This window comes from Mannheimia sp. (assembly GCF_056854775.1).
In genome coordinates this window covers 1-22,902 of the sequence record NZ_JBXGGI010000042.1, presented here as the reverse complement: position 1 = coordinate 22,902, position 22,902 = coordinate 1, and the positions used below count along the sequence as shown (strand labels likewise).

Sequence of the window (22,902 nt, the reverse complement as noted above, 5' to 3'; positions counted from 1 at the left end):
ATTCACGGCATTGTGTCAGCAATTAACCCGAAAAAAGACGAATTTTTATTAGAAATTGGTCCGGGTTTAGCGGCATTAACAGAACCCGTTGCAGAATTAGTTGATAAACTCACTGTAGTGGAAATTGACCGTGATTTGGCTGAACGTTTACGCCACCACCCTTTCTTAAATCAAAAATTGACAGTTATTGAGCAAGATGCATTACGTTTTAATTTCCGTGAATATTTTGAAAGCCTAAATTTAGGAAAAGATTCTGTTCGTGTGTTCGGTAACTTGCCTTACAATATCTCTACGCCATTAATTTTCCACTTATTGACGTTCCACGATCTGATTAAAGATATGCACTTTATGCTGCAAAAAGAAGTAGTAAAACGTTTATGTGCCGCTCCAAACAGCAAGGCATACGGCAGATTAACCATTATGGCTCAATATTACTGTCAAGTAATTCCTGTGCTTGAAGTACCGCCGACGGCATTTAAACCTGCACCGAAAGTGGATTCAGCCGTTGTACGCTTAATGCCTTACAATCAACTGCCGTATCCTGCTAAAGATGTTTATTGGCTCAACCGTGTAACCACACAAGCCTTTAACCAACGTCGCAAAACATTACGCAATGCCCTCTCTACTCTCTTTAGTGCAGAACAGTTAGAAGCATTAGGCATTGATTTAACTGCTCGTGCAGAGAATCTCACCATTGCCGACTATGTTCGTTTGGCTAACTGGTTATATGAAAATCCACCGGCTATTGATACATCAGAAGAATTAGTTGATGAAGATTATTAAAAAGTAAAACAACAAGCGGTCATATTGAGTAAAAAATTTACAAAATATGACCGCTTGTATTTTATATGGCAATTTAAAAACTATTTCGTACCGAAAATTTTATCACCGGCATCGCCTAAGCCCGGGATAATGTAGCCTTTTTCGTTTAAGTGGCTATCAATTGATGCAGTGTAGAGTTCCACATCAGGGTGTGCTTCTTCCAGCACTTTAATCCCTTCTGGGGCAGCAACTAATACTAATACTTTGATGTGTTTACAGCCTGCTTTTTTCAGTAGATCAATAGTTGCAACCATTGAACCGCCCGTTGCTAACATTGGGTCTGTAATAATAGCTAAACGTTCAGCTACATCATTCGCTAATTTTGAAAAATATGGAACAGGTTTTAGCGTTTCTTCATCACGGTAAATTCCAACCACACTAATTCTTGCACTTGGAATATGTTCCAACACACCGTCCATCATCCCCAAACCCGCACGCAAAATTGGCACAACAGTAACTTTTTTGCCTTTAATTCGCTCGACAGGAATTGTATTACCGCTCCAGCCATTGATTTCCACCGTTTCCATTTCTAAATCTTTGGTGGCTTCGTAAGTTAATAGGCTACCGATTTCATTGGCTAATTCACGGAAGTCTTTGGTGCTGATTTCCGCTTCACGCATTAAGCCTAATTTATGTTTTACAAGCGGGTGTTTTACTTCAACAATTTTCATTTTTAAGCTCCTTAATTTGCAAATTTAAGCATTCTTGGCTTTGAATTTAGCCAGCTCTTCATCTCTTAATACACGGCGAAGAATTTTTCCGACATTACTTTTCGGCAATTCATCACGGAATTCAATATCACGAGGAATTTTGTAGCCCGTTAGGAATTGACGACAGTAACTACGAAGTTCATCACGGGTTAAACTTTCATCTTTTTTCGTTACAAAAATTTTAATACTTTCGCCAGAGGCCTCACTCGGTATACCAATAGCAACGACTTCATTCACTTTAGGATTTTGTGAAATCACCTCTTCAATTTCGGTTGGATAAACGTTAAAACCGGATACAATGATCATATCTTTTTTGCGATCGACAATGCGTAAATTGAGATCTTCACCCATTACGACAATATCGCCTGTTGCCATCCAACCGTCTTTTAATACTTGAGCAGTATCTTCAGGACGATTCCAATAACCTTGCATTACTTGAGGACCTTTAACCAATAGCTCTCCTCTTTCACCAAGCGGGAGTTCGTTACCTTCATCATCTACAATGCGGATATCCGTATTGGGTACAGGCACGCCAATTGAACCTGAATATTCCACAGAATCACTTCGTGTTGCAGAAATAAGTGGTGAACATTCTGTCATTCCGTAACCTTCAATAATGTGGCACCCTGTCAAATCGTGCCAACGTTTTGCTACATTAGACTGAATAGCCGCTCCTCCACCCACACTGAGTTTCAAATTTGAGAAATCCACCTCTTTAAATGCTTCATTATTGAGTAAGGCGTTAAATAATGTATTCACACCCGTAATAATTGATACTCTATATTTTTTCAGCTCTTTAATGAAACCAGGAATATCACGAGGGTTAGTAATTAATAAGCCTGTAATACCTAGTTCAAGGAATAATAAGCAGTTTAAAGATAACGCAAGAACGTGATAAAGCGGTAAAGGTACTGTACCAATTAAGTTTGGCGAATTTTTCAATAAAGGATCAACAATCCATTTAGCTTGCATCATATTTGCAATTAAGTTTTGATGCGTTAGCATTGCCCCTTTCGCTACGCCTGTTGTACCGCCCGTGTATTGTAAAAAGGCAAGATCGCTACTTACAATATTCGGTTTGACATATTGTCTTTGTTTGCCAATACTTAATGCTTCCCTAAAGCTGACAGCGTGAGGTAACTTATATTTAGGCACTAATTTTTTAATATATTTAACGACGAAATTAACTAAAGTACGTTTACCAAATGAGAGCTGGTCTCCCATTCTGGTTAAAATAACGTGTTTAATATTTGTGTTGAACACTACCTTTTCTAAGGTAGCCGCAAAGTTGGAGACAATCACAATCGCCTTTGCTCCGCTATCGTTAAGCTGATGCTCTAATTCACGCGGTGTATAAAGCGGATTAACGTTTACTACTATCAATCCGGCACGCAATGCTCCAAATAATGCAATCGGATATTGCAATAAATTCGGCATCATTAATGCAATACGATCGCCTTTTTGTAAACGTAATTCATTTTGCAAATAAGCAGCGAAAGAACGGCTACGTTCTTCTAATTTGCGAAAAGTCAGAATTTGCCCCATATTAATATAAGCTGGAATATCCGGGTGGCGTTTTATTGCCGCTTCAAACATCTCAACCAGCGATTCATATTGATTCGTTTCAATTGTTTTTGGCGAATAGGGAGGGTAATTCTTAAACCATATTTTTTCCATTCTAGTCTCCTAAACCTTACCTAAAAAAATAGGCGAAAAATTTGCTTGCTGACTGCGTTTATCGATCAATTTTTTTACAGCCCAGAAACTGATTCCTGTAAAAAGCAACATTACAAACAAAACAATAAGTTCATTTGCAAAAAATTGTGAAAATCCGACCGCTGTTATAATTAAAATAAATAGCGGAATGCCATAAATTAGAAAGACACTTTTTAATAATGTATTTTCAGCTAAACCTAACTGAATTTTATCACCCACATTTAACGGTTCATCAACCGCGATGCGAAAACGTGGTGCTATTTTTTCACCAGCTAACGCTGATAATGCTTTTGTACCACAAGCGACCTTTGACGCACAACCGCCACAGCCACTTTTTGCATAGCATTGCACAATAGCAATACCATTACGGTATTCCACAACAGTCGCTTCTTCTACTATCATTGAGAAGCCCCTTCTCTAAATTGAATGTTTGCCAAAATGTGCTTAGCCGCTTCTAACGGCACATCGCCAATAATCACAATGTCTTTATCATTGATTGTCTGATTTAAAACGGTTAATTTGCCTTGCTGCCCGGCATAGTCATCAAAATTGACACCTTGACTCGGCATTACATAAATCGTAAAACTCAATAAACCATCGCTATATAAACGGCTATCCACATATTCACTGTCAAACTGATAAGCTGCTCCGCTTACTGTTTGGTTCTTAACCAATCGAAAACCTGTCGGTAACTCGTTCACATCCCAGTTATAAGGCGATTTTATCTCTTCTTTTTGAGTGGAGCTTAATGTTGGTAGCATTAAAACATCAATTGCATTAGCAATCATCGCAATTTCTTGAGATTGGTAAAGCTGCAACACTCGAAATTCTTCTAACACTACATTATCTTCATTTTGCAGCTGGCTTTTTAGCAATAAATTGGTCTCTTCATCAATCCAAAGCGTGTAAGAATAGCGGAAATTATCTTTTGGCAAAATACGAATAACTTTCGCTATTCTATCCGAAATACGATCTTTACCCGCATCTAAGAATACATAGCCGTTTAAGTGATGATAATCAGCGTAAATGACATTGGGAAGGTTATCTAAAATATAGGAACTGTTTAAACTAAAAGGACGGAAGTTGTATCCTAAATAGCTAACATTGCTATCTTTCAGGATAATTTCTTCTCGATTGTGATCTAGATTTAATAATTGAGCATACTCTTTATCATTAACAAAGGCGTGGCGTAACCGAAAAGATTCTATGCCTGTATTTTGCTGAAGAATATAGAGTAATTCGTAATTTGATTTTTTATGAGCTTCAGTCATTGAAGATAAATACAGCAAAGGCGTTTTAATTCCTGTATCTGCCAACGCAAAAGCGGAACAAGCGAAAATAGCTATGAACATCAAAAAATATTTTTTTATCTTAATAAACATATTATTCTCAAAACCAAATTAAACTGATTTATTCTATCAAAAATTTTAAATCATTTCGCTATTTGTGAGTAATTTCTTGTTTTTTCGCTACATTTACATACAAAAAACCACATAATTATCAATTAATTATGTGGTTTCTTACTTACCTTAATCTATCTTATCTATTTTGCTGTTCTACTTGATTTGAAGAAGTTTTAGCCTTCTGTTTTTCTTCTTCTGATAAAGTTACACCTTGTACTGTATTTGTACGACGTTGTAGCTCGTGATTTTCTAGTAACGCATTGATTTTACGTTGCTGAAGCTCTAATTGCTCAGCAGTTGGCTGATCTTTCGCCGGTGCATTATAACTTACCGCTTCAACAGAATTACTGAAAGGTAAAGTTTGCAATACTGGCTGAGTTTGAGCCACTTCATTATTAGCGTTAAATGAATTTATACCAAATACAGCAACTAAACAGACTGAAGCAGCAACACCTGCTTGTAAGAGTGGAGTACCCCAACGTCTAAGTTTAAGTAATAAACCTTTTGGTTTTTCCACATTTGCTTGAGATTCAATTTCTTCATTTTCAAGCAATGCTTCCATTTTCGCAGAAAAATCTGCACCTAAGATGATTTCATCACCTTGCATCACATTACGAATAGTGTGATAACTAGCCCATTTTTGCTGTAATTCAGGGCTATTGGTTAAGGTTTCTACAAACTCTTTATCAACATCTTGCCCGTCCATATAAGCAGAAAGGTACTCGTGTTGAGTAATGCGTTGTTGCATAATCGACTCCAATGATTTTTGAGATTTTTTAAAACTATTTATTTGATTTACTGTATAAGTGGATTAATTTTTGCATCAATTGCTTCCCTTGCACGGAAAATACGTGAACGTACTGTTCCTACAGGGCACTCCATCACTTCTGCAATTTCTTCGTAACTTAAACCTTCTAATTCTCTTAAACGAATTGCAGTTTTAAGCTCATCAGGTAAATTTTCAATCGTATCAAATACGACTTTCTTTAATTCTTCGGATAGCACCAAATTTTCAGGTGTATCACTTTCACGAAGCTGAGTACCAACATCATAGCTTTCGGCATCTTCGGCTAAAATATCTTCTTTCGGAGGTCTTCTGCCTAATGAAGTTAAATGATTTTTTGCAGTATTAACCGCAATACGGTAAAGCCAAGTGTAAAAAGCACTTTCCCCACGAAATGATTCTAAGGAACGATAGGCTTTAATAAAAGATTCTTGCACAATGTCTGGAATATCATCTCTTGCAACATAGCGAGTAAGCAAACCGGCTACCCTGTTTTGATAACGTACTACAAGTAAATTAAATGCTTTTTTATCACCTTTTTGTGCTTTTTCGACTAATTCTTGGTCGGTGATTTGTTCGCTCAACTGCGGACTCTCCTAATAAATGTGTCATTTCCATTGCACACTTCTTTAGTGTGTGCTTTTTTCTAAAAGTTCCAACTAATGCGGAAAATTTTCTGATCTTTTTGATTTTTTGATAAAAACAAATAACAAGCGGTCGGATTTTAGCGAAATTTTACAAAAATTTCAAAAAATCCGACCGCTTGTATCGCCTTTGAAAAGGACTAATTGCAATTTACTCTACTTTATTATTTCTTCGCTTTTAAATCCGCTACTTTTTGTGAACGGTAAATCGCATTGATGGCGTGAATTAACGCTCTTGCCGAGCTTTCTACAATATCTGTCGCCAAGCCCACACCGTGGAATTTTCTGCCTTCATATTCAACCACGATATCCACCTGCCCTAAAGCTTCTGCTCCTTCGCCTTTTGCGGTTAAGTTATAGTGCGACATTTTAAGCTCCATACCCACAATGTTCATAATTGCATTGTAAGTTGCTTCAACCGGACCATTACCGCCTTGCGAAGTTGCACTTTGACGAACACCGTCTAGTTCTACCTGCACAAATGCAGATGCCGGCAAACCGCTAATCAGCTGAGTCGTAATCACATCCAGTTTTAATCTGTTTTCTTCGCCTTGTTGCATATCAATAAAAGCAAGAGCTTCTAAATCATAATCAAAAACCTGTCCTTTTTTATCAGCAAGCTCTAGGAAAGCTTCATAGAGTTTATCTAAATCATAATCCGCTTCGGTATAGCCCATATCCGCCATATGTCCTTTAACTGCTGCACGACCTGAACGAGCAGTCAAATTAAGCTTCTCTTTCTTCAAGCCGATGGTTTCCGGCGACATAATTTCGTAGGTATTTTTGTTTTTCAGCATACCGTCTTGGTGAATACCTGATGAGTGAGCGAACGCATTGCTGCCCACAATCGCTTTGTTCGGCTGAATCGGCATATTGCAAAGCTGGCTCACCATTTGGCTGACACGGTGAATTTCTTGGGTATTGATGCGAGTATCTACGCCCATAAACTCTTGGCGGGTTTTGATCGCCATCACCACTTCTTCCAATGCCGTATTCCCTGCACGTTCGCCAATACCGTTAATGGTACATTCGATCTGTCTTGCCCCATTTTGGATTGCGGTTAAAGAGTTCGCTGTTGCCATTCCTAAATCGTTATGACAATGTACAGAAACGATTGCTTTATCGATATTCGGCACACGGTTCATCACTTGGTGGATAATGTTTCCATACTCATTCGGCAAGCAGAAACCAACCGTATCCGGAATATTCACGGTGGTCGCCCCTGCGTTGATTGCAGCTTCTACAATACGGCAGATGTTATCAATCCCTGTACGACCTGCATCTTCACACGAAAACTCGACATCATCGGTATAGCCACGAGCACGTTTTACTGCTGCCACTGCCATTTCCACTACATCATCAAATGAACGCTTTAATTTTGCTTCAACGTGCAATGCCGAGCTAGCAATAAAGGTGTGAATACGGAAAGCTTCTGCAACTTTTAAGGCTTCATAAGCAGCATCAATATCTTTTGGTACAGCTCGAGAAAGTGCCGCCACACGGCTGTTTTTGATATGACGAGCAATCGTTTGTACCGATTCAAAATCCCCTGATGATGAAACAGGGAAACCTACTTCCATAACATCCACACCTAAACGCTCCAACGCGAGTGCAATTTGTAATTTTTCTTTTACCGTTAAACTCGCTTTTAGAGATTGTTCGCCATCACGTAAGGTGGTGTCAAAAATAATAATGTTATTGTTGCTCATAATAAAACCTTCATTTTATTGGGATAAAAAAAGCCCGCATTTTAAGTGCGGGCAAGAATGTGGATAGTCCATTTACTTTTTCCAACCAATCTTTATCCTCGCACAGAATACGATAACAGAGATAATCGGAGTAAGGTAAATTTTTCCATATGTTGTGTTGTGTGTTTATGTTTGCATTGTTATTCGTTAATGGGTGTATATTAGCTTTATCCAAGGTAATGTCAATAGCATTTTTCACTTTACGCAACCGTTTAACTACAATTAAGAGCCTATTAAATCAGAACATTATTTTGTCATTAATAATATATTTGGTTGAAAACTCCAAATGAGAAAAACAAAATAATACAATACATCAATTTTAATGATATTTAGAATTTTAAAATTTCTATAAAAATAATTTTAAATTTATTTTTACCTTTGAAGTTTCAACTCAAATTTGATAGCCTCTTGCATTATTTTACTGCTGAGGATATACAATGACTCTACCATTTCGTGCCATTATTTCCGATCTCGACGGCACTCTGTTAAATGCACATCATAAAATTGGCGATTTTACAATTGATACATTAGAAAAATTATCACAAAAAGGCGTAGATATCTTTTTTGCCACAGGCAGAAATTACCCCGATGTTTCCCATATCATCAGCAAAGTAGATGCTAAAAATGCAATGCTGGTTACCTCAAATGGAGCAAGAGCCAACAATTTAGACGGCGAAAAAATTGTCAGTCATTATTTGCCGGAAGATATCGCCGTTGAGTTAATGAATATTAACTTTGACGATAAAAATGTTTGCCTAAACAGCTATCAAGGCGATGAATGGTTTATCAATAAAGAGATTCCACAGCTAAAACACTTCCACCAAGAATCCGGTTTTGGCTATCAAGTGGCAGATTTTTCTAACCATCACGGCAGAGAAACAGAGAAAGTCTTTTTTATCGGTAAAACAGTTGAAGCCTTAATTCCGATTGAAAATTACATTCGAGAAACCTATGGCGACCGTGTGCAAATGACCTATTCCGCCCTACTCTGCCTTGAAATAATGGCAAAGGGCGTTTGCAAAGCGAATGCCTTGGAAGAGTTAGTGAAATTACGAGGCTACAAATTACAAGATTGCATTGCCTTTGGCGACGGTATGAATGATGTAGAAATGTTGAACTTAGCGGGCAAAGGTTGTCTAATGGCAAATGCCGATCCTCGCCTAAAATTGGCATTACCGAGTAATGAAGTGATTGGATACAATAAAGATGAAGCGGTTGCCAGTTATATTCGAGCCACATTTGGTATCATCTAATTGCAAAATTTTTTCGGAAAACAACCGCTTGTAGCACAACATATCACAAAGGAAGAGTATGAAACGTACAACATTAGCCACACTTGTGCTAATTGCCGCTGTCGGAATAGGTGGATATTTTTACTACAATCAGCAAAATGATGAACAACAAATTCACTATATTACTGAGGCGGTTAGCCGTGCCGAAATCAATAAAAATGTACTTGCCACAGGGTCAGTACGAGCGAGCAAACGTACGGAAGTTGGGGCTCAAGTTTCGGGTAAAATCCAAAAACTCTATGTCGAACTCGGGCAAACCGTTAAACAAGGCGATTTGATTGCAGACATTGACTCAAGCAACCAAAGCAACACGTTAAGCACCGCTCAAGCTCAACTCGCATCATACAAAGCACAGCTTACCTCTGCACAAGTTGCTCTTGAAGTCGCCCAATCAAATTACAGCCGATTAACTAAATTATATCGAGCCAATAGTGCAGCACTGTCAGACGTCGAAACGGCTAAAAATACACTCGCTTCAGCTAAAGCGACAGTTGATAACATCAAAGCACAATTAAAATCCGCAGAAATCTCGGTCAATAATGCTCAAACCAATTTAAATTACACTCAAATCATCTCGCCAATGGATGGTGTGATTGTATCTGTGCCTGTTTCTGTCGGACAAACGGTGAATTCTAATCAAACTTCACCTACCATTGTGCAAGTGGCGGATTTATCTAAAATGCTGATTAAACTTGAAATTTCAGAAGGCGATATTGCTCAAGTAAAAGTTGGACAACAAGTCAAATTTTCTACTCTTGCCGAACCTAATCGAGAGTATTTAGCAACCATTGATTCTGTTGATCCTGCACTCACAACACTTACCGACAACAATTACACAGAAAAATCAGGCAATACTGAGGCGGTTTATTACTATGCCAATGTGTCGATTGATAATTCCGATAATAGTTTACGCATTGGAATGACAACCCAAGCTCAAATTACCATTGATAAACGAGAGCAGGTTTTAGTTGTTCCCACTAACGTAATTAAAAAACGTGGAAAAGAAAATTATGTGTTAGTGCTAGAGAATGGGCTGTCGGTTGAGAAACCGATACAAATCGGCATTTCTGATACACAAAATACCGAAATTGTAACAGGATTAAATGAAGGCGATCAGGTTATTGTTACGCAAAGAGCAGATGGAGAAAAAATAAGTACAACACGAGGACCAAGAATTCTTTAAATCCTTTCTAAATAACAAGCGGTTAAATTTCCTTCATATTTTGCAAAAAATAAGAAAAATTTAACCGCTTGTCTGTTTCTATATTAAAACGAATGTTTATTTCTCATTATCGTTTTTCATCTTCGCAAAAATCATCGCCAAGATAGGACCTGAAATATTGTGCCAGAAGCTAAATACCGCACTCGGCACAGCAATCACAGGATTTGCTTTAAAGTGTAATGCGGCAAGTGCTGCCCCTAAACCTGAGTTCTGCATACCCACTTCAATTGCTACTGCTTTGCTGTCTGCAATAGGCAGTTTAAATAAGCGGCTCGCTAAATAACCGATTAGATAACCTAAACCGTTATGTAAGGCGACCACTGCAAAAATTAATAAACCGGATTCAATAATACGATCACGACTCACTGAAACCACCGCCGTTACAATTAATACAATCGCAATCACTGAAATTAACGGCATTGTTTGGCTGAACTGTTCTACTTTCTGCTTGAAGATAGTACGAATAACGACACCAACAAAAATAGGCAACAACACCATTTGTAGCACAGAAATAAACATCGCCGTTGCATTAATTTCTAACCACTGGCTGGCAAATAAGTAGAAAATAGCAGGAGTTAAAACAGGTGCTAATAAGGTTGAAATGGTTGTGCAAGCCACCGATAAAGCCGTGTTACCACGAGCTAAATAAGTCATCACATTTGACGATGTTCCACCCGGACAACAGCCAACTAAAATTACACCAATGGCTAAATCAGGCGGTAAATTAAATACTTTTGCCAATCCATAAGCAACACTTGGCATTACCACGAATTGAGCGATAACGCCGATAATCACTGATTTTGGATTTTTTGTAACTTCAGCAAAATCTTTGAATGTTAAGGTTAAGCCCATTCCAAGCATTACGATACCTAAAAGATATGGAATCCAAGGAACAAATTGTTTAAAAGTTTCAGGGAATTGTGCTGCAATGAAAGCGAAAACCACCACCCAAATAGCGAAAGTTTTGCTAACAAATTGCGTAAATTTTAATAATGTTTGCATATTGCCTCTATATTGTTATAAAAAGGTTAATAGCCTAACTTAGTTTTCAGTAAAAGTGAATAGCGGTCATAAAAACTATAGTAATGAATGCCTCTTTTTAGGTATAATCATTTCGTTTATCAACAAAAAATTTAAGGATATCTTTATGAAAAACTTAAAACTTTCCGCAATGAGCCTCACCGCTTTATTCGTTCTAACCGCTTGTACTCACACTCACTCAAATAGTGATGAACATCATCAAATGGTGTTGCAAGAGCAAGCAACTTTAGGCGTGAACTGGGTGCAACAATCTGGAGAATACCAAGCGTTAGCACACCAAGCGTTTAACACGGCAAAAATGGCTTTTGATCAGGCAAAAGTGAAAAAAGGCAAGAAAAAAGCCGTTGTGGTTGATTTAGATGAAACAATGGTAGATAACAGCCCTTACGCCGGCTGGCAAGTGAAAAATCATAAGCCTTTTGATGGCGAAAGCTGGACTCGCTGGGTAAATGCCCGTCAAACCGGAGCGATTGCCGGTGCAGTTGAATTTAACAACTATGTAAACAGCCATAAAGGAACAGTATTTTATGTTTCAAACCGTAAAGATGACGGTGAAAAAGCAGGCACTATCGATGATATGAACAAACTCGGCTTTAGTGGCGTGAGTGAAAAAACGTTATTCTTGAAAAAAGATAAATCTAACAAAACCCCTCGTTTTGAAGAAATCGAAAAACAAGGTTATGAGATCGTGCTTTATGTGGGCGATAACCTAAACGATTTCGGTGATGCAACTTACCGCAAATCAAACGCTGAACGCCGTGCGTTTGTGGCAGAAAACAGCAAATTGTTCGGTAAAAAATTTATTGTATTACCAAACCCGAACTACGGCGACTGGGAAGGTGGTTTAGATAAAAATTACTACAAAGGCAATGCAGAAAACCGGGTAAAAATCCGCCATAATGCAATCAATGCGTGGGACGGTAAATAATCCGCTCAACTATTTGTGAAAAATCACTAAATAACGACCGCTTGTAAATCTTTTATCCGATTACAAGCGGTCATTTTTCTATAAAACTTTGCAAAAGTTTGTTAGGATAACCACGCTTTCAACTCATACTAAAACAATAAGGAACGAACAATGACAGCAATGAAAATTATACTTTCCCAACAAGCTGCCCCTGAAATTTGGGGAAAAAATGCTCTACTTTCTGTTAATGATGCAGGCTTTATCGTTCACAACCCAAAAAATGATTTAGCCACTATTCAAAAAGCCGCTCGTAAAATTAAAAATCAAGGTATTTTGAATGTGGCATTAGCTGGTGATGGCTGGAATTTAGAAGAATGCTGGGCGTTCCATCAAGGTTTTAATTCAGTTAAAAATCAAGGCTCGGTGGAATACCCTAATTTAGGCGAACAACAAGCGGAATTTGATAACCGAGTAAAATGTGCTACTTTTGTGCGTGAGTTAATTAACGAACCGTCTGAGAGCTTAACTCCTGAAAAATTGGCTCAACAAGCGGGCGAATTTATCCAAAATATTGCAAAACCAAACACTGTTTCTTATGAAATCATTCGTGGCAAAGCGTTAAAAGAAAAAGACTATCACGGCATTTGGACGGTGGGTAAAGGCTCAAACAATCCCCCTGCTTTATTAAAATTAGACTTTAATCCAACAGGTGATAAAAATGCCCCTGTGCTTGCCTGCTTAGTCGGTAAAGGGATTACCTTCGACACCGGCGGCTACAGTTTAAAACCAAGTGATGGAATGAGTACAATGCGTACCGATATGGGCGGAGCGGCACTCTTAACAGGCTCACTTGCTTTTGCGATTTCTCGTGGTTTAAACAAACGTGTAAAACTTTATCTCTGCTGTGCAGAAAATATGGTCAGCCACAATGCATTCAAACTGGGCGATATCATTACTTACCGCAACGGCGTTACTGTTGAAGTGCTCAATACTGATGCGGAAGGGCGTTTGGTATTAGCCGATGGATTAATTGATGCTTGCCAACAAAACCCGCAATTTATTATTGATGCGGCAACGCTCACCGGAGCAGCAAAAGTGGCGGTGGGGAACGACTACCATTCCGTGCTTTCAATGGACGATAACCTAACAAACGCTCTATTCAGTTCGGCAAAAGACGAAAACGAACCATTCTGGCGTTTACCGTTTGAAGAACTCCACCGAGGGCAAATTTCTTCCTCATTCGCTGATATTGCTAATATCGGTTCTGTACCCGTTGTGGCAGGTGCAAGTACGGCAACCGCATTTTTATCTTACTTTGTAGAAAACTACCAGCAAAACTGGTTACATATTGATGCTTCTGCTACATTCCGCAAAACCGCAAGCGACTTATGGGCGGTGGGTGCAACAGGGCTTGGTATCAAAACAATCGCAAATTTGTTACTCTCAAAATAACAGGCTTCGTAGGGCAAATTGCAATTTGCCCTACTAATAATTGAATAATTATGGCTAAATCAAATTACATTACCCGCTCAGGCTGGCAAGCCTTAGATCAAGAGCTGAAATTTTTATGGAAGGAAGAACGCCCAAAAGTTACGCAAGCGGTTTCTGATGCAGCGGCACTGGGAGACCGCAGCGAAAATGCGGAATATATTTACGGTAAACGTCGCTTGCGTGAAATCGACCGCCGTGTGCGTTTTCTCTCTAAACGGCTAGAGGTATTACAAATTGTCGATTATCACCCGAAACAAGAAGGCAAAGTCTTTTTTGGTGCTTGGATTGAGCTCGAAAATGAAGAAGGCGAAGCGAAACAATATCGTATTGTTGGTTGTGATGAATTTGACCCGGCAAAAAACTGGATTTCGATAGATTCCCCGGTCGCCCGTGCGTTAATCGGCAAACAGGTGGACGATGAAATTCGGGTAGAAACACCTATGGGAAAAGTGTTGCTTTATATTAATAAAATTTGGTATGAGCAAGCGGGCTAATCATTTGTAGGGGCAAATTGCAATTTGCCCCTACTCTATCTACCCAAACAACCTATCCATTTCTTCAATTAGCAATTTGCTTGGTTTGTCAAAATAAACACCGCTTGCACTCACTCCATTCATAGCCCGTAAGAAAAGATACGCAACGCCGCCAAAATCACGTTCATAATCGTAATTTTCACTTAGACGAACAGTTAGATAACGGTGCACGGCAAGAGTATAAAGCAAATATTGTAAATCATAACGCTGTCTGCCCATTTCTCGCTGAATATTTTCTGTGGAATAATTTTGTGGCAAATAACCTAAGAAATTCGATTTGTAGTCAATAAGATAGAATTTTCCATTCATCTGCACAATACAATCCACAAAGCCACGCACAAAGCCTTCTAATTGCGGTAATTGCAGTTCAGGCAAATTTTTTGCTAAAGGGCTATGTTGTTTTAATAACGCATTTAATTGGTGCAGAGCTTTATCATTTTTTAAGCGTAAATAGAATTGCCATTCATTTAACCGTTTAGTTTCATCGATCTCTTTTAAACAGAAATTTGCTTCCGGCAGAGGAGTAGCAAGAATACGCTCAAACCAGCCTAATGTTGGCTCGATCCATTCTTCACTTAAACCTAATTGTTCACACACTTTCGCCACACTTTCTTTATCAATTTGTTCGCTAAATCGGCAATGCTCAAAAAAACTGTGCAACACAGTACCAACTTTAATGCCGTGCGGAAATTGGAATGGTGAAAAAGCATCAGTTTCCATCGTGTAATCCGGCTCAATGAGTTCAATATGGACATCTCTGTCTTGGGCTAAATCTATCACTCTTTCTGCTTTACCTTCACTAAAACGCTCGTGTTGTGCATAAAGTGAAGTAAAGCTCGTAATCTGCCCCACTACCCGAATATTGCCACTAAAGGTTTTGGCTTGATAACTTTCCTCCGTTTTACCACTTTCCCAACGACTAAAAGGCAAATGCTCTGCAACTTCAATAATATCGGCTGAAATCTGCTTTTTCTCAAAATAGTCTGCAACACTCACTTCATCTTTCGGTAATTCACCTTCTGCTAATAAATAATGTAACGGGCTCCGCCCTGAAATCATTTTTGGTAACACTAAATTGAGCTGAGATTCCGCACGGGTTAATGCAACATAAAACAGACGAAGATCTTCCGCATAGGCTTCATTTTGGATTTGCTCTTTTGCCTCTTTTTCACCCCAATACCAATCCAATTTACCCTGTGTATTACGGTATAAACCTAAATGGACCTTAGTATCGCCCTCGCTTTTTTCCGCTGCAAACGGCAACCAAACAATCGGATACTGCAAGCCTTTCGAGCCGTGAATGGTAACAATTTTAATCAGCTCTTCTTCACTTTCAAGGCGAAGTTGCTGTTCATCATTAAAATCGGGTGAGCTAATTTGCTTTTCATACCAACGCACCAGTTCCGCTTCAGATTCCAACGCCTGCGAAGTTTCTTGCAGAATTTCCGTCAAATGCAGTAAATCAGTAATTAAACGATCCGCATTTGGCAAGCCTTTTAATCGTTCAATAATACCTTGCTCCAAATAGATTTTATGCAACATCGGCAAAATGCCTTGCTCTTTCCAAATGGTGCTGTATTCCACAAACTGATTGACCTTTAAATCCCACAACATTTCATTTTCTTTGTAGCGATAAATTTCTGCCGCACTTAGCCCCCAAAGGGTTGAACCTAAGGCGGATAATAACGCTTTATAATTGTAAGGATTAAGCCCGGCTTGCAAAATCCAACAAAGCTCAGTTGCAATTTCAGAACCAAATACAGAAGCCGATTCCGATAAATAAACGGATTTAATATTTCTCTTGGCTAGGGCTTTTTTAATGCGTTTCGCTTGTGAGCCTTTTCGCACTAGAATGGTAATATCCTTTGGCTCAAAAGGGGTGAACTCGCCATTTTTCTCAATCCCGAATTTCCCCTCATTCATTGCCTTAAGTTGTTGATGGATTTGGTATGCACAAATTTCTGCCACCTCATCAAGATTGATTTTATCTTTAGTAGCATAACAAACAAAATGCCCTTGCTCACTAATTAGCTTGCCTTTGCCACTATCTGCTTCAACAGGGTGAAATCCAATATCATCATAAAGAAATGGGGATTTCGCCTCATTTGCAAAATAAAACAAATTATTGACCGCTTGCACTACTTCAGGCAACGAACGCCAGTTTTTACCAAGTGTAAATTGCTCGTCTGCCTGCTTCGCTGCTCTTAAATAAGTGAAAATATCCGCCCCACGAAATTTATAAATCGACTGTTTCGGATCGCCGATCATAATAAAGCCGTTATCGCTCTGCCCTTCCATAAAAATTTGGCTGAAAATTTCATATTGGGTAAGATCGGTATCTTGGAATTCATCGATCATCGCAAAAGGATAAATAGAGAGAATTTTTTGAGCTAAAGCCTTGCCTGTTTGTGGATGTTTCAAGGCTTGATTAAGCATTGTGAGTAAATCATCAAAACCACGCTCCGGGTGAGATTGTTTATATTCTGCCAGCTTGGTTTTTAAGCTGATTAAAAATTGATAGAGTAAAATCGCTTTTAAGCTATTTTCAAATTGCTGCTGATAAGCGGTCAAAAAATCCTGATTTTTTGCAAGTTGAGGTAAATCCATTGGCTCACAACTTTTCTTCGTACCTGTGGCTATTTTCTCAGCAGTAAACAGATAGAACTCGTCTGGCAAATCACGATTTGACGAATTTACCCATTGGTTCATCACAATAACACCCGTTTCAAAAGTAGCAGAGCGATACCAACCACCGTGTAACGTCGTTTTATTTTTGAGATCGTGCCTAATTGCCTCAACTAACTCCGCACTATTTGCTTTCCAGTAGAATTTCACTTCATCAATAAATCGATTATATTGTGCCAACTGTTCCGTAAAATCTTGAGCTAGAAACGCTTTCGGATCGGGCAACTCACTTGCTAAATAATTTCTTACCGCATTTAACGCCCTTTCCGGTGTAGTTAATTCAGCTGAAATAATTTCACTTTCTTTTACCCCTTGCGGATAAAACTGCTCTCGCCATACATCTTCGCTTAATTTTTTCAGTAAATCAGATTGGTTCGGCTGTAAATCAAGATCAAATCGCACGCCTGATTCGAAGGCAAACTGCACCAACATTTTTTGGCAGAAGCTGTGAATGGTAAACACGCTGGCAGTGTCAATTTCACGCTCAGCAATGCTCAAACGTAATAATGCTTCGTGAATGTGATTGATATGCGGATAGAGATGCTCTAAAAATTCGAGATTATTAGCGTAAGATTTTCCTTCGATGCCTTCTCCATTCACTTTATCTTTCAAAAAATCGGCACATTGCTGAATATTTTTTCGGATACGATTTTTCAGCTCCTCCGTTGCTGCTTTGGTAAAAGTTACCACCAAAATTTGCTCAACAGTTAAAGGCATAACACCTACGCCTAGCAATAAACGTAGGTAAATATTGGCAATGGTAAACGTCTTCCCCGTGCCGGCAGAGGCTTCAATTAAGACAGATTTATTTAAGGGTAATTTAATAGGATTTAGATTTTGCATAACGTAAAAGTAGGAAAACGACAAATAATAAGATTTTATCTATAAAGAAAAAGAATGGCTAGTGTGAACCAAATTTACTCTTTTTTATTCTATCTCGGAGAAAAATTTCATTTATTATGTGATCAAGCTCACAAATCTAAATAAAAGTTTGAATTTTTTTCGTTTTTGTGTACACATAAAATCTCCCTCTTTCCATCTCCTAAAAAAATATATATAAATCAATAAGTTAATTTTCACCTTAAAAATTTCACTCCAAAAGAATTATTGAAAATGTGATCCATACCTCATTTTTAAATGGAGTAAAATTTCACTAAAAATTCATAACATATTGATTTTTAATGATTTTATAAAAGTTCCCTAAAACCCTCGAAATTTGACGAAAAAAATTTATTTGTGTAAATTTCGCCACAACAAGGGAACACTTTGTGTTACACGATTTTTAACGTTGCTAGGTAAACTAGCTTGTTGAAACTCTAACTACTAACTACTATAAGGAAAACATTATGAAAAAAACACTTCTTGCATTAGCAGTTGCAGCAATGGCTGCCAGTGGGGCAAACGCAACCGTTATCTATCAACAAGACGGTACTAAAATTGATGTTGATGGTCGCCTTGCATTAGAAGTTATTAAAGCTAAAGACAAACGTACTGACGTTCTTGACAGAGGTTCACGTGTGCGTTTCCGTGCATTCCAAGAACTTACCGGTGGTTATGAAGCTTTAGCAGTAGCAGAATTACGTTTCTCTAATGCAAATGGTATTGGTAACGATATTCGTGCACATCGTTTATTCGGTGGTGTTCAACACAAAGATATCGGTTCTTTAACTTTTGGTAAACAATTAGTATTAGGCGACCATATTCCTAAAGCAAACTACACTTGGGAAATGGGCGGAAACGTATTCTTAGATGCTCACGGTAAAGCATTACACTTTATGTCTGCAAAATTTAACGGTGTTCGTGTAGCTGCAGACTACTATGTGGGTAACTCAAATAAACAAGCAGTAGATGCAGGTCAAGGTTTCCAATTCGGTTTATTCTATGATGGTGAATTAGGCGATGCAAAAGTACGCTTCGGTTCAGGCTACGGTGAATTAACTGCGGCTAAAGCTGGTGCATCAATTACAAACTGTACCGCTACAGTATTAACGTTAGAAGGTAACAGAGTATGTATTAAAGAAACCGTTACTACAGGCAAAGAAGAAGAATTCAAACGTAAATTTGCAGGTGTAGGTTTTGATATCAATTACGGTAACTTTACCACAGGTATTGACTGGGCTTACGCTAAATCACCAAAAGGTCAAGCAGCAAATACATTCCAAACATTTGGTGTGAAAAAATTTGAGAAAATCAACCGCTTTGACGTAGGTGTGAAATTAGCAGTAACGCCACAAAATAATATCTATGGTGGTGTATTATTCGGTAACGGTCAAAACGCTGGTGAAGCTAAAGCGAAAAACTTAGGTTGGAAACTTGGTGTTGATCACAAATTCAACAAATTCGTTGCTATTTACCTAGAAGGTGGTAAAGCTAGAACCAAACAAGCAGGTAAAACTATTGAAGACAATAGCAGAATCGGCTTAGGTACTCGTATCACATTCTAATCTTAAAAATTCACCTTAGTTTAATTAGCCACTCGAAAGAGTGGCTTTTTTATCACCTAAAATCGATACAACTGAGTGTTAATTTATTTAATTCTTTCTAATTTTGCAATTAATTTAGCTTCAGGTATAGATTGAATTTTTTGCATTTGCCAAAGTAATAATCCCCCCGCCAAACTTAAGCCAATGCAAAACACAAGCCAAAACCCCTGTGCAGCCATTGGTTGTACAATCCAATCGGTTCTTGCCAAAATATAACCAAGCGGCATACTCACCACCCAATAACAGAAAATAGTTACATATAAAATAGGTTGAGTGTGTTTGTAACCACGTAAAATACCATTTGCTACTGCTTGAATGGCATCGGGAATTTGGTAAACCGCTGCGAAAATCAGTAAATGTGCCGTAATTGCAATAGATACAGGATTACTAGTAAAAGCAAGTGGAATAATATTTTTCAGCAAAATAATAATGATAGCTGCAATAATCGCTAAGATAGCAGCGGTAATAAGTGAGTGATAGCTTAGCACTTTCGCTCTTTCTACATTTTTTTCGCCTAACGTTTGCCCAATCATAATCGTGGTTGCAATTCCAAATGACATCGGGATCATAAAAAACAGCGAACTGGTTTGCAAAGCTGCTTGATGGCTTGCAACGACTTGCGAGCCAAGTGGTGAAAGAAAGAGAGCGGAGGTTGAGAACAACATCACTTCGGTAAAAATTGCAAAAGCAATCGGCAAACCTAATTTGCAAAGTTTTAGTAAAATTTGACCGCTTGGTGCTTCAAGCCATTTTTCAAATAATTTAATGTCTTTTTGTGCCGGGTTATGGTAGCAATAGTGCAGCATTAAAAAGAACATAATCCAGTTTATAATCGCCGTTGCTACTCCACAGCCCACCGCCCCCATTTCAGGTAAACCAAATTTACCAAAAATGAAAATATAGTTAAGCGGAATATTAAGCAATAAGCCGAAAAAGGTAATTCGCATTGCAGGTTTTGGGTTAGAGAGTCCATCGTTCATACAACGTAAAGCTACACCAAGTAAAGCAGGAATTAGCCCTACTGCCATTACCGCTAAATATTGCTGTGATTTGATTGAAAACTCAGCGGGCGTTTCCATTAAATCTAAAATCAGATGGCTGTTTAGAAAAATAGTCATCAGTGGAATAGACATTACAAATACAATCCAATAACCTTGTCGTACTTGGTTTGCAATTAAATGACGGTTGCTAGAACCGTTTAAGTACGAAACAGTAGGTGTAATGGCGTTTAGAAGCCCTAACACAAATAGGAAGAGCGGAAAGTAAATGGAATTACTGACTGCAATTGCAGAAACATCATCATCGCTTACCAAGCCAGCCATCACAATATCAGCTAAGCCCATTCCGGAGGCGGAAAGCTGAGAAATAAAAATCGGCAGCGATAATTTAAATAATTTACGGGCATTTTCCGGATATTCTTGCCATCTTAAATTCATAGTAACCTCTTAAAATCTAGGCGGACTTATTATTCTACCTTAGAAAGCGGTCGTTTTTTTCAAAATTTTTGCAACTTTTTACAACCAAAGAAAAAGCCTCCGGAAATTGCTCTCCAGAGGCTTAATAATCAATCAGCAATTATTTTGCTGCTTTTAACTCTTGGTAGTATTTTTCGTAAAGTTCAATAGCATCACCTACGTCATCTTGCCATTGAGATTTTTGTAACACTTCAGCTGATGGATAAATTGCTGGATCTTCTGTAATCTCTTTTGGTAACGTTTTTAATGCCTCAACGTTTGAAGTTGGATAACCAATCGCTAATGTTAATTTCTCAGCTACTTTTGCACTTAATAAGTAGTTAATTAATTTATGTGCATTTTCTTTATTTTTTGCACTTGCTGGAATTGCTAAAGTATCTACCCAAAGTACCGGTCCTTCTTGTGGGAATACCATATCAACAGGTGCATTTTCTTTCTTCGCAATACGAACAGAACCATTCCATAATTGACCTACAGAAACCTCACCTGAAATAAATGAGTTAGCCGGATTGTCTGAAGTAAATGAAAGTACGTTTGGACGTAATTTTTTCAACTCTTCATAAGCTGCTTTGATCTCTTCTGGATCTGTAGTATTTGGATTTTTACCTAATTTTAATAATGCGATATTGAACACTTCACGAGCATCATCTAATAATTGGATTTTATTAGCAAATTCAGGTTTCCATAAATCGCCCCAAGAGGTGAAAGCATCGCCTTTATAATCAGCAGTATTAAACGCAATACCCGGTGCTCCTAATAATTGCGGTAATGAGTATTTATTACCCTGGTCATAAGGTTTATTTAACCAGTCTGGGTTTAATTCTTTAATAACCGGTAGTTGAGCGTGATCTAATTCCGCTAACATCCCTTCTTTTGCCATTTTAGAAACAAAGTAGTTTGATGGAGCGATAACATCATAACCGCCATCTTTACCTTGTAATTTTAATTTAGCGTACATTGTTTCGTTAGATTCAAGACTTGAAACTTCTACTTTAATGCCCGTTTCTTTGGTAAATTCATCTAACAAGCCTTCAGGTACATATTCAGTCCAAGTATAAAGGTGAACTGTTTGATTTGTTGCTTGAGGTTTCGCTTCCGCAGCCGCTTTTGGTTCTGCTGCTTTTTCTTCATTACACGCTGTTAATGCAACTGTTGCTAAACCTGCTGCAAATAAACCCGCTAATTTTTTCATTTAAGTTTCTCCGTTAAAAGAAAGTGAGTAAAAAATATAGCCTTGCCTAAGGGCGTTAAAGACTAGCGAATTTTAAGCCACCCCCTAGATTTTGCAAGCCTTTTCTTATTAAAAATGTAATTTTTGGCAAAAAACTTTATGATGAGCTTGAAATCCCTTAATTTATCGCTATATTAAGGAAGATTTATAATTTCCAAATTAGGCTTTAAGAGGATTAAAGATGACCACTCAAAATGAAAACTTACAAGACGAAGTAAAACAAGAAGAAATTCAACCTGAAGTTGTAAATGAAGAAGCTCAGCAAGAAGAAAATGCCTCTCAAGAAGATCCTTTAGCTCTTGCTCAAGCTCGAATTACTGAATTAGAAGCTTATATTGCAGAAGCCGATAAGCGTGAACAGGATATTCATCTTCGTGCACAGGCAGAAATTCAAAATATTCGTCGCCGTACCGAACAAGATGTGGAAAAAGCTCACAAATTTGCGTTAGAAAAATTTTCTAAAGAGCTATTAAATGTAGTTGATAACCTAGAACGTGGTTTAGATGCATTAGATAAAGCAGTTACCGATGAAACAACTCAAGCCTTAGTAGACGGAGTTGAAATGACCCATAAAGAGTTTATCAATACATTGGCGAAATTCGGCGTAGTGGCAATGGGCGAAGTGGGTGAAGCCTTTAATCCGGAACTCCACGAAGCCATTTCTATGCAACCGGCAGAAGGCATTGAAACAAATCATATCAGCACCGTATTGCAA

Annotated in this window: 19 protein-coding genes; 8 read left to right on the top strand and 11 right to left on the bottom strand. The window is 38.2% G+C overall.

Translation table 11 applies throughout. The features are described 5' to 3' along the window. Positions 1 to 783 (top strand): 16S rRNA (adenine(1518)-N(6)/adenine(1519)-N(6))-dimethyltransferase RsmA (gene rsmA / locus ACJHV0_RS03425; protein WP_483133386.1); only part of this gene is annotated, 783 nt, incomplete at its 5' end. 80 nt (positions 784 to 863) lie between these two features. On the opposite strand, the gene upp is transcribed toward rsmA, so the two are convergent. The 7 genes from upp to leuA form a co-directional block, all read right to left on the bottom strand. Beyond that, the gene (gene upp / locus ACJHV0_RS03420) at positions 864 to 1,493 is read right to left on the bottom strand and encodes a uracil phosphoribosyltransferase (protein WP_025236252.1); all 630 of its coding nucleotides are present in this window, start codon (positions 1,491 to 1,493) and stop codon (positions 864 to 866) included. A 24-nt stretch (positions 1,494 to 1,517) separates the two neighbouring features. After that, positions 1,518 to 3,209, bottom strand: a complete 1,692-nt coding sequence (gene fadD, locus ACJHV0_RS03415) for a long-chain-fatty-acid--CoA ligase FadD (RefSeq protein ID WP_334256566.1) — start codon at positions 3,207 to 3,209, stop codon at positions 1,518 to 1,520. A 9-nt stretch (positions 3,210 to 3,218) separates the two neighbouring features. Then, complete coding sequence (locus tag ACJHV0_RS03410; RefSeq protein ID WP_483133385.1) at positions 3,219 to 3,650, bottom strand: SoxR reducing system RseC family protein; 432 nt, start codon at positions 3,648 to 3,650, stop codon at positions 3,219 to 3,221. Next, complete coding sequence (locus ACJHV0_RS03405; protein WP_483133387.1) at positions 3,647 to 4,600, bottom strand: MucB/RseB C-terminal domain-containing protein; 954 nt, start codon at positions 4,598 to 4,600, stop codon at positions 3,647 to 3,649. The genes ACJHV0_RS03410 and ACJHV0_RS03405 overlap by 4 nt, the downstream gene beginning before the upstream one ends. 187 nt (positions 4,601 to 4,787) lie before the next feature. Then, positions 4,788 to 5,399: a sigma-E factor negative regulatory protein gene (locus ACJHV0_RS03400; protein WP_483133384.1), complete on the bottom strand. Its 612-nt coding sequence runs from the start codon at positions 5,397 to 5,399 to the stop codon at positions 4,788 to 4,790. A 47-nt stretch (positions 5,400 to 5,446) separates the two neighbouring features. Then, entirely contained in the window at positions 5,447 to 6,019 is a 573-nt protein-coding gene (gene rpoE / locus ACJHV0_RS03395) for an RNA polymerase sigma factor RpoE (RefSeq protein WP_025236257.1), read from the bottom strand. A 224-nt stretch (positions 6,020 to 6,243) separates the two neighbouring features. Then, positions 6,244 to 7,788 (bottom strand): 2-isopropylmalate synthase, encoded by a 1,545-nt coding sequence (leuA, locus tag ACJHV0_RS03390; RefSeq protein ID WP_334248163.1) that lies wholly within the window; start codon positions 7,786 to 7,788, stop codon positions 6,244 to 6,246. Positions 7,789 to 8,264: 476 nt separating this feature from the next. Here leuA and ACJHV0_RS03385 point away from each other — a divergent pair, with 476 nt between their 5' ends. Together ACJHV0_RS03385 and ACJHV0_RS03380 are read left to right on the top strand one after the other, a co-directional pair. Further along, on the top strand, positions 8,265 to 9,080 hold the full coding sequence (locus tag ACJHV0_RS03385) for a Cof-type HAD-IIB family hydrolase (RefSeq protein ID WP_483133383.1): 816 nt from the start codon (positions 8,265 to 8,267) through the stop codon (positions 9,078 to 9,080). 58 nt (positions 9,081 to 9,138) lie between these two features. Beyond that, positions 9,139 to 10,302, top strand: coding sequence for an efflux RND transporter periplasmic adaptor subunit (locus ACJHV0_RS03380; protein ID WP_334254137.1), 1,164 nt, complete (start codon positions 9,139 to 9,141; stop codon positions 10,300 to 10,302). A gap of 96 nt (positions 10,303 to 10,398) precedes the next feature. Here the strand turns inward: ACJHV0_RS03380 and ACJHV0_RS03375 are convergent, their stop codons facing one another. After that, on the bottom strand, positions 10,399 to 11,343 hold the full coding sequence (locus ACJHV0_RS03375; RefSeq protein ID WP_483133382.1) for a bile acid:sodium symporter family protein: 945 nt from the start codon (positions 11,341 to 11,343) through the stop codon (positions 10,399 to 10,401). A gap of 145 nt (positions 11,344 to 11,488) precedes the next feature. On the opposite strand from ACJHV0_RS03375, the gene ACJHV0_RS03370 reads away from it, so the two are divergent. From ACJHV0_RS03370 to greB, 3 genes are all read left to right on the top strand, one after another. After that, complete coding sequence (locus ACJHV0_RS03370) at positions 11,489 to 12,310, top strand: 5'-nucleotidase, lipoprotein e(P4) family (protein WP_483133381.1); 822 nt, start codon at positions 11,489 to 11,491, stop codon at positions 12,308 to 12,310. Positions 12,311 to 12,460: 150 nt separating this feature from the next. Beyond that, positions 12,461 to 13,741 (top strand): aminopeptidase PepB, encoded by a 1,281-nt coding sequence (pepB, locus tag ACJHV0_RS03365; protein WP_483133380.1) that lies wholly within the window; start codon positions 12,461 to 12,463, stop codon positions 13,739 to 13,741. Between the two features lie 50 nt (positions 13,742 to 13,791). Beyond that, positions 13,792 to 14,274, top strand: coding sequence for a transcription elongation factor GreB (gene greB, locus ACJHV0_RS03360; RefSeq protein WP_025236264.1), 483 nt, complete (start codon positions 13,792 to 13,794; stop codon positions 14,272 to 14,274). 39 nt (positions 14,275 to 14,313) lie between these two features. Here the strand turns inward: greB and recB are convergent, their stop codons facing one another. Then, positions 14,314 to 17,841: an exodeoxyribonuclease V subunit beta gene (gene recB / locus ACJHV0_RS03355; RefSeq protein WP_483133379.1), complete on the bottom strand. Its 3,528-nt coding sequence runs from the start codon at positions 17,839 to 17,841 to the stop codon at positions 14,314 to 14,316. 503 nt (positions 17,842 to 18,344) lie between these two features. Between recB and ACJHV0_RS03350 the strand changes: the two genes are divergently transcribed. After that, positions 18,345 to 19,442 (top strand): porin, encoded by a 1,098-nt coding sequence (locus tag ACJHV0_RS03350; RefSeq protein ID WP_334256558.1) that lies wholly within the window; start codon positions 18,345 to 18,347, stop codon positions 19,440 to 19,442. An 83-nt stretch (positions 19,443 to 19,525) separates the two neighbouring features. Here the strand turns inward: ACJHV0_RS03350 and ACJHV0_RS03345 are convergent, their stop codons facing one another. Together ACJHV0_RS03345 and ACJHV0_RS03340 are read right to left on the bottom strand one after the other, a co-directional pair. Further along, complete coding sequence (locus ACJHV0_RS03345; protein WP_483133378.1) at positions 19,526 to 20,917, bottom strand: MATE family efflux transporter; 1,392 nt, start codon at positions 20,915 to 20,917, stop codon at positions 19,526 to 19,528. A 139-nt stretch (positions 20,918 to 21,056) separates the two neighbouring features. Further along, entirely contained in the window at positions 21,057 to 22,148 is a 1,092-nt protein-coding gene (locus ACJHV0_RS03340) for an extracellular solute-binding protein (protein WP_025236268.1), read from the bottom strand. Between the two features lie 220 nt (positions 22,149 to 22,368). Here ACJHV0_RS03340 and grpE point away from each other — a divergent pair. Beyond that, a partial coding sequence (gene grpE, locus ACJHV0_RS03335; protein ID WP_483133377.1) for a nucleotide exchange factor GrpE occupies positions 22,369 to 22,902 on the top strand: 534 nt, incomplete at its 3' end.

Bases quoted from the DNA above. Each gene is read 5' to 3' on its own strand.
- ACJHV0_RS03410 (WP_483133385.1), bottom strand. From the start codon at position 3,650: ATGATAGTAGAAGAAGCGACTGTTGTGGAATACCGTAATGGTATTGCT.
- upp (WP_025236252.1), bottom strand. From the start codon at position 1,493: ATGAAAATTGTTGAAGTAAAACACCCGCTTGTAAAACATAAATTAGGC.
- ACJHV0_RS03400 (WP_483133384.1), bottom strand. From the start codon at position 5,399: ATGCAACAACGCATTACTCAACACGAGTACCTTTCTGCTTATATGGAC.
- fadD (WP_334256566.1), bottom strand. From the start codon at position 3,209: ATGGAAAAAATATGGTTTAAGAATTACCCTCCCTATTCGCCAAAAACA.
- ACJHV0_RS03375 (WP_483133382.1), bottom strand. From the start codon at position 11,343: ATGCAAACATTATTAAAATTTACGCAATTTGTTAGCAAAACTTTCGCT.
- recB (WP_483133379.1), bottom strand. From the start codon at position 17,841: ATGCAAAATCTAAATCCTATTAAATTACCCTTAAATAAATCTGTCTTA.
- ACJHV0_RS03385 (WP_483133383.1), top strand. From the start codon at position 8,265: ATGACTCTACCATTTCGTGCCATTATTTCCGATCTCGACGGCACTCTG.
- greB (WP_025236264.1), top strand. From the start codon at position 13,792: ATGGCTAAATCAAATTACATTACCCGCTCAGGCTGGCAAGCCTTAGAT.
- ACJHV0_RS03380 (WP_334254137.1), top strand. From the start codon at position 9,139: ATGAAACGTACAACATTAGCCACACTTGTGCTAATTGCCGCTGTCGGA.
- ACJHV0_RS03340 (WP_025236268.1), bottom strand. From the start codon at position 22,148: ATGAAAAAATTAGCGGGTTTATTTGCAGCAGGTTTAGCAACAGTTGCA.
- ACJHV0_RS03405 (WP_483133387.1), bottom strand. From the start codon at position 4,600: ATGTTCATAGCTATTTTCGCTTGTTCCGCTTTTGCGTTGGCAGATACA.
- pepB (WP_483133380.1), top strand. From the start codon at position 12,461: ATGACAGCAATGAAAATTATACTTTCCCAACAAGCTGCCCCTGAAATT.
- leuA (WP_334248163.1), bottom strand. From the start codon at position 7,788: ATGAGCAACAATAACATTATTATTTTTGACACCACCTTACGTGATGGC.
- ACJHV0_RS03350 (WP_334256558.1), top strand. From the start codon at position 18,345: ATGAAAAAAACACTTCTTGCATTAGCAGTTGCAGCAATGGCTGCCAGT.
- ACJHV0_RS03345 (WP_483133378.1), bottom strand. From the start codon at position 20,917: ATGAATTTAAGATGGCAAGAATATCCGGAAAATGCCCGTAAATTATTT.
- ACJHV0_RS03370 (WP_483133381.1), top strand. From the start codon at position 11,489: ATGAAAAACTTAAAACTTTCCGCAATGAGCCTCACCGCTTTATTCGTT.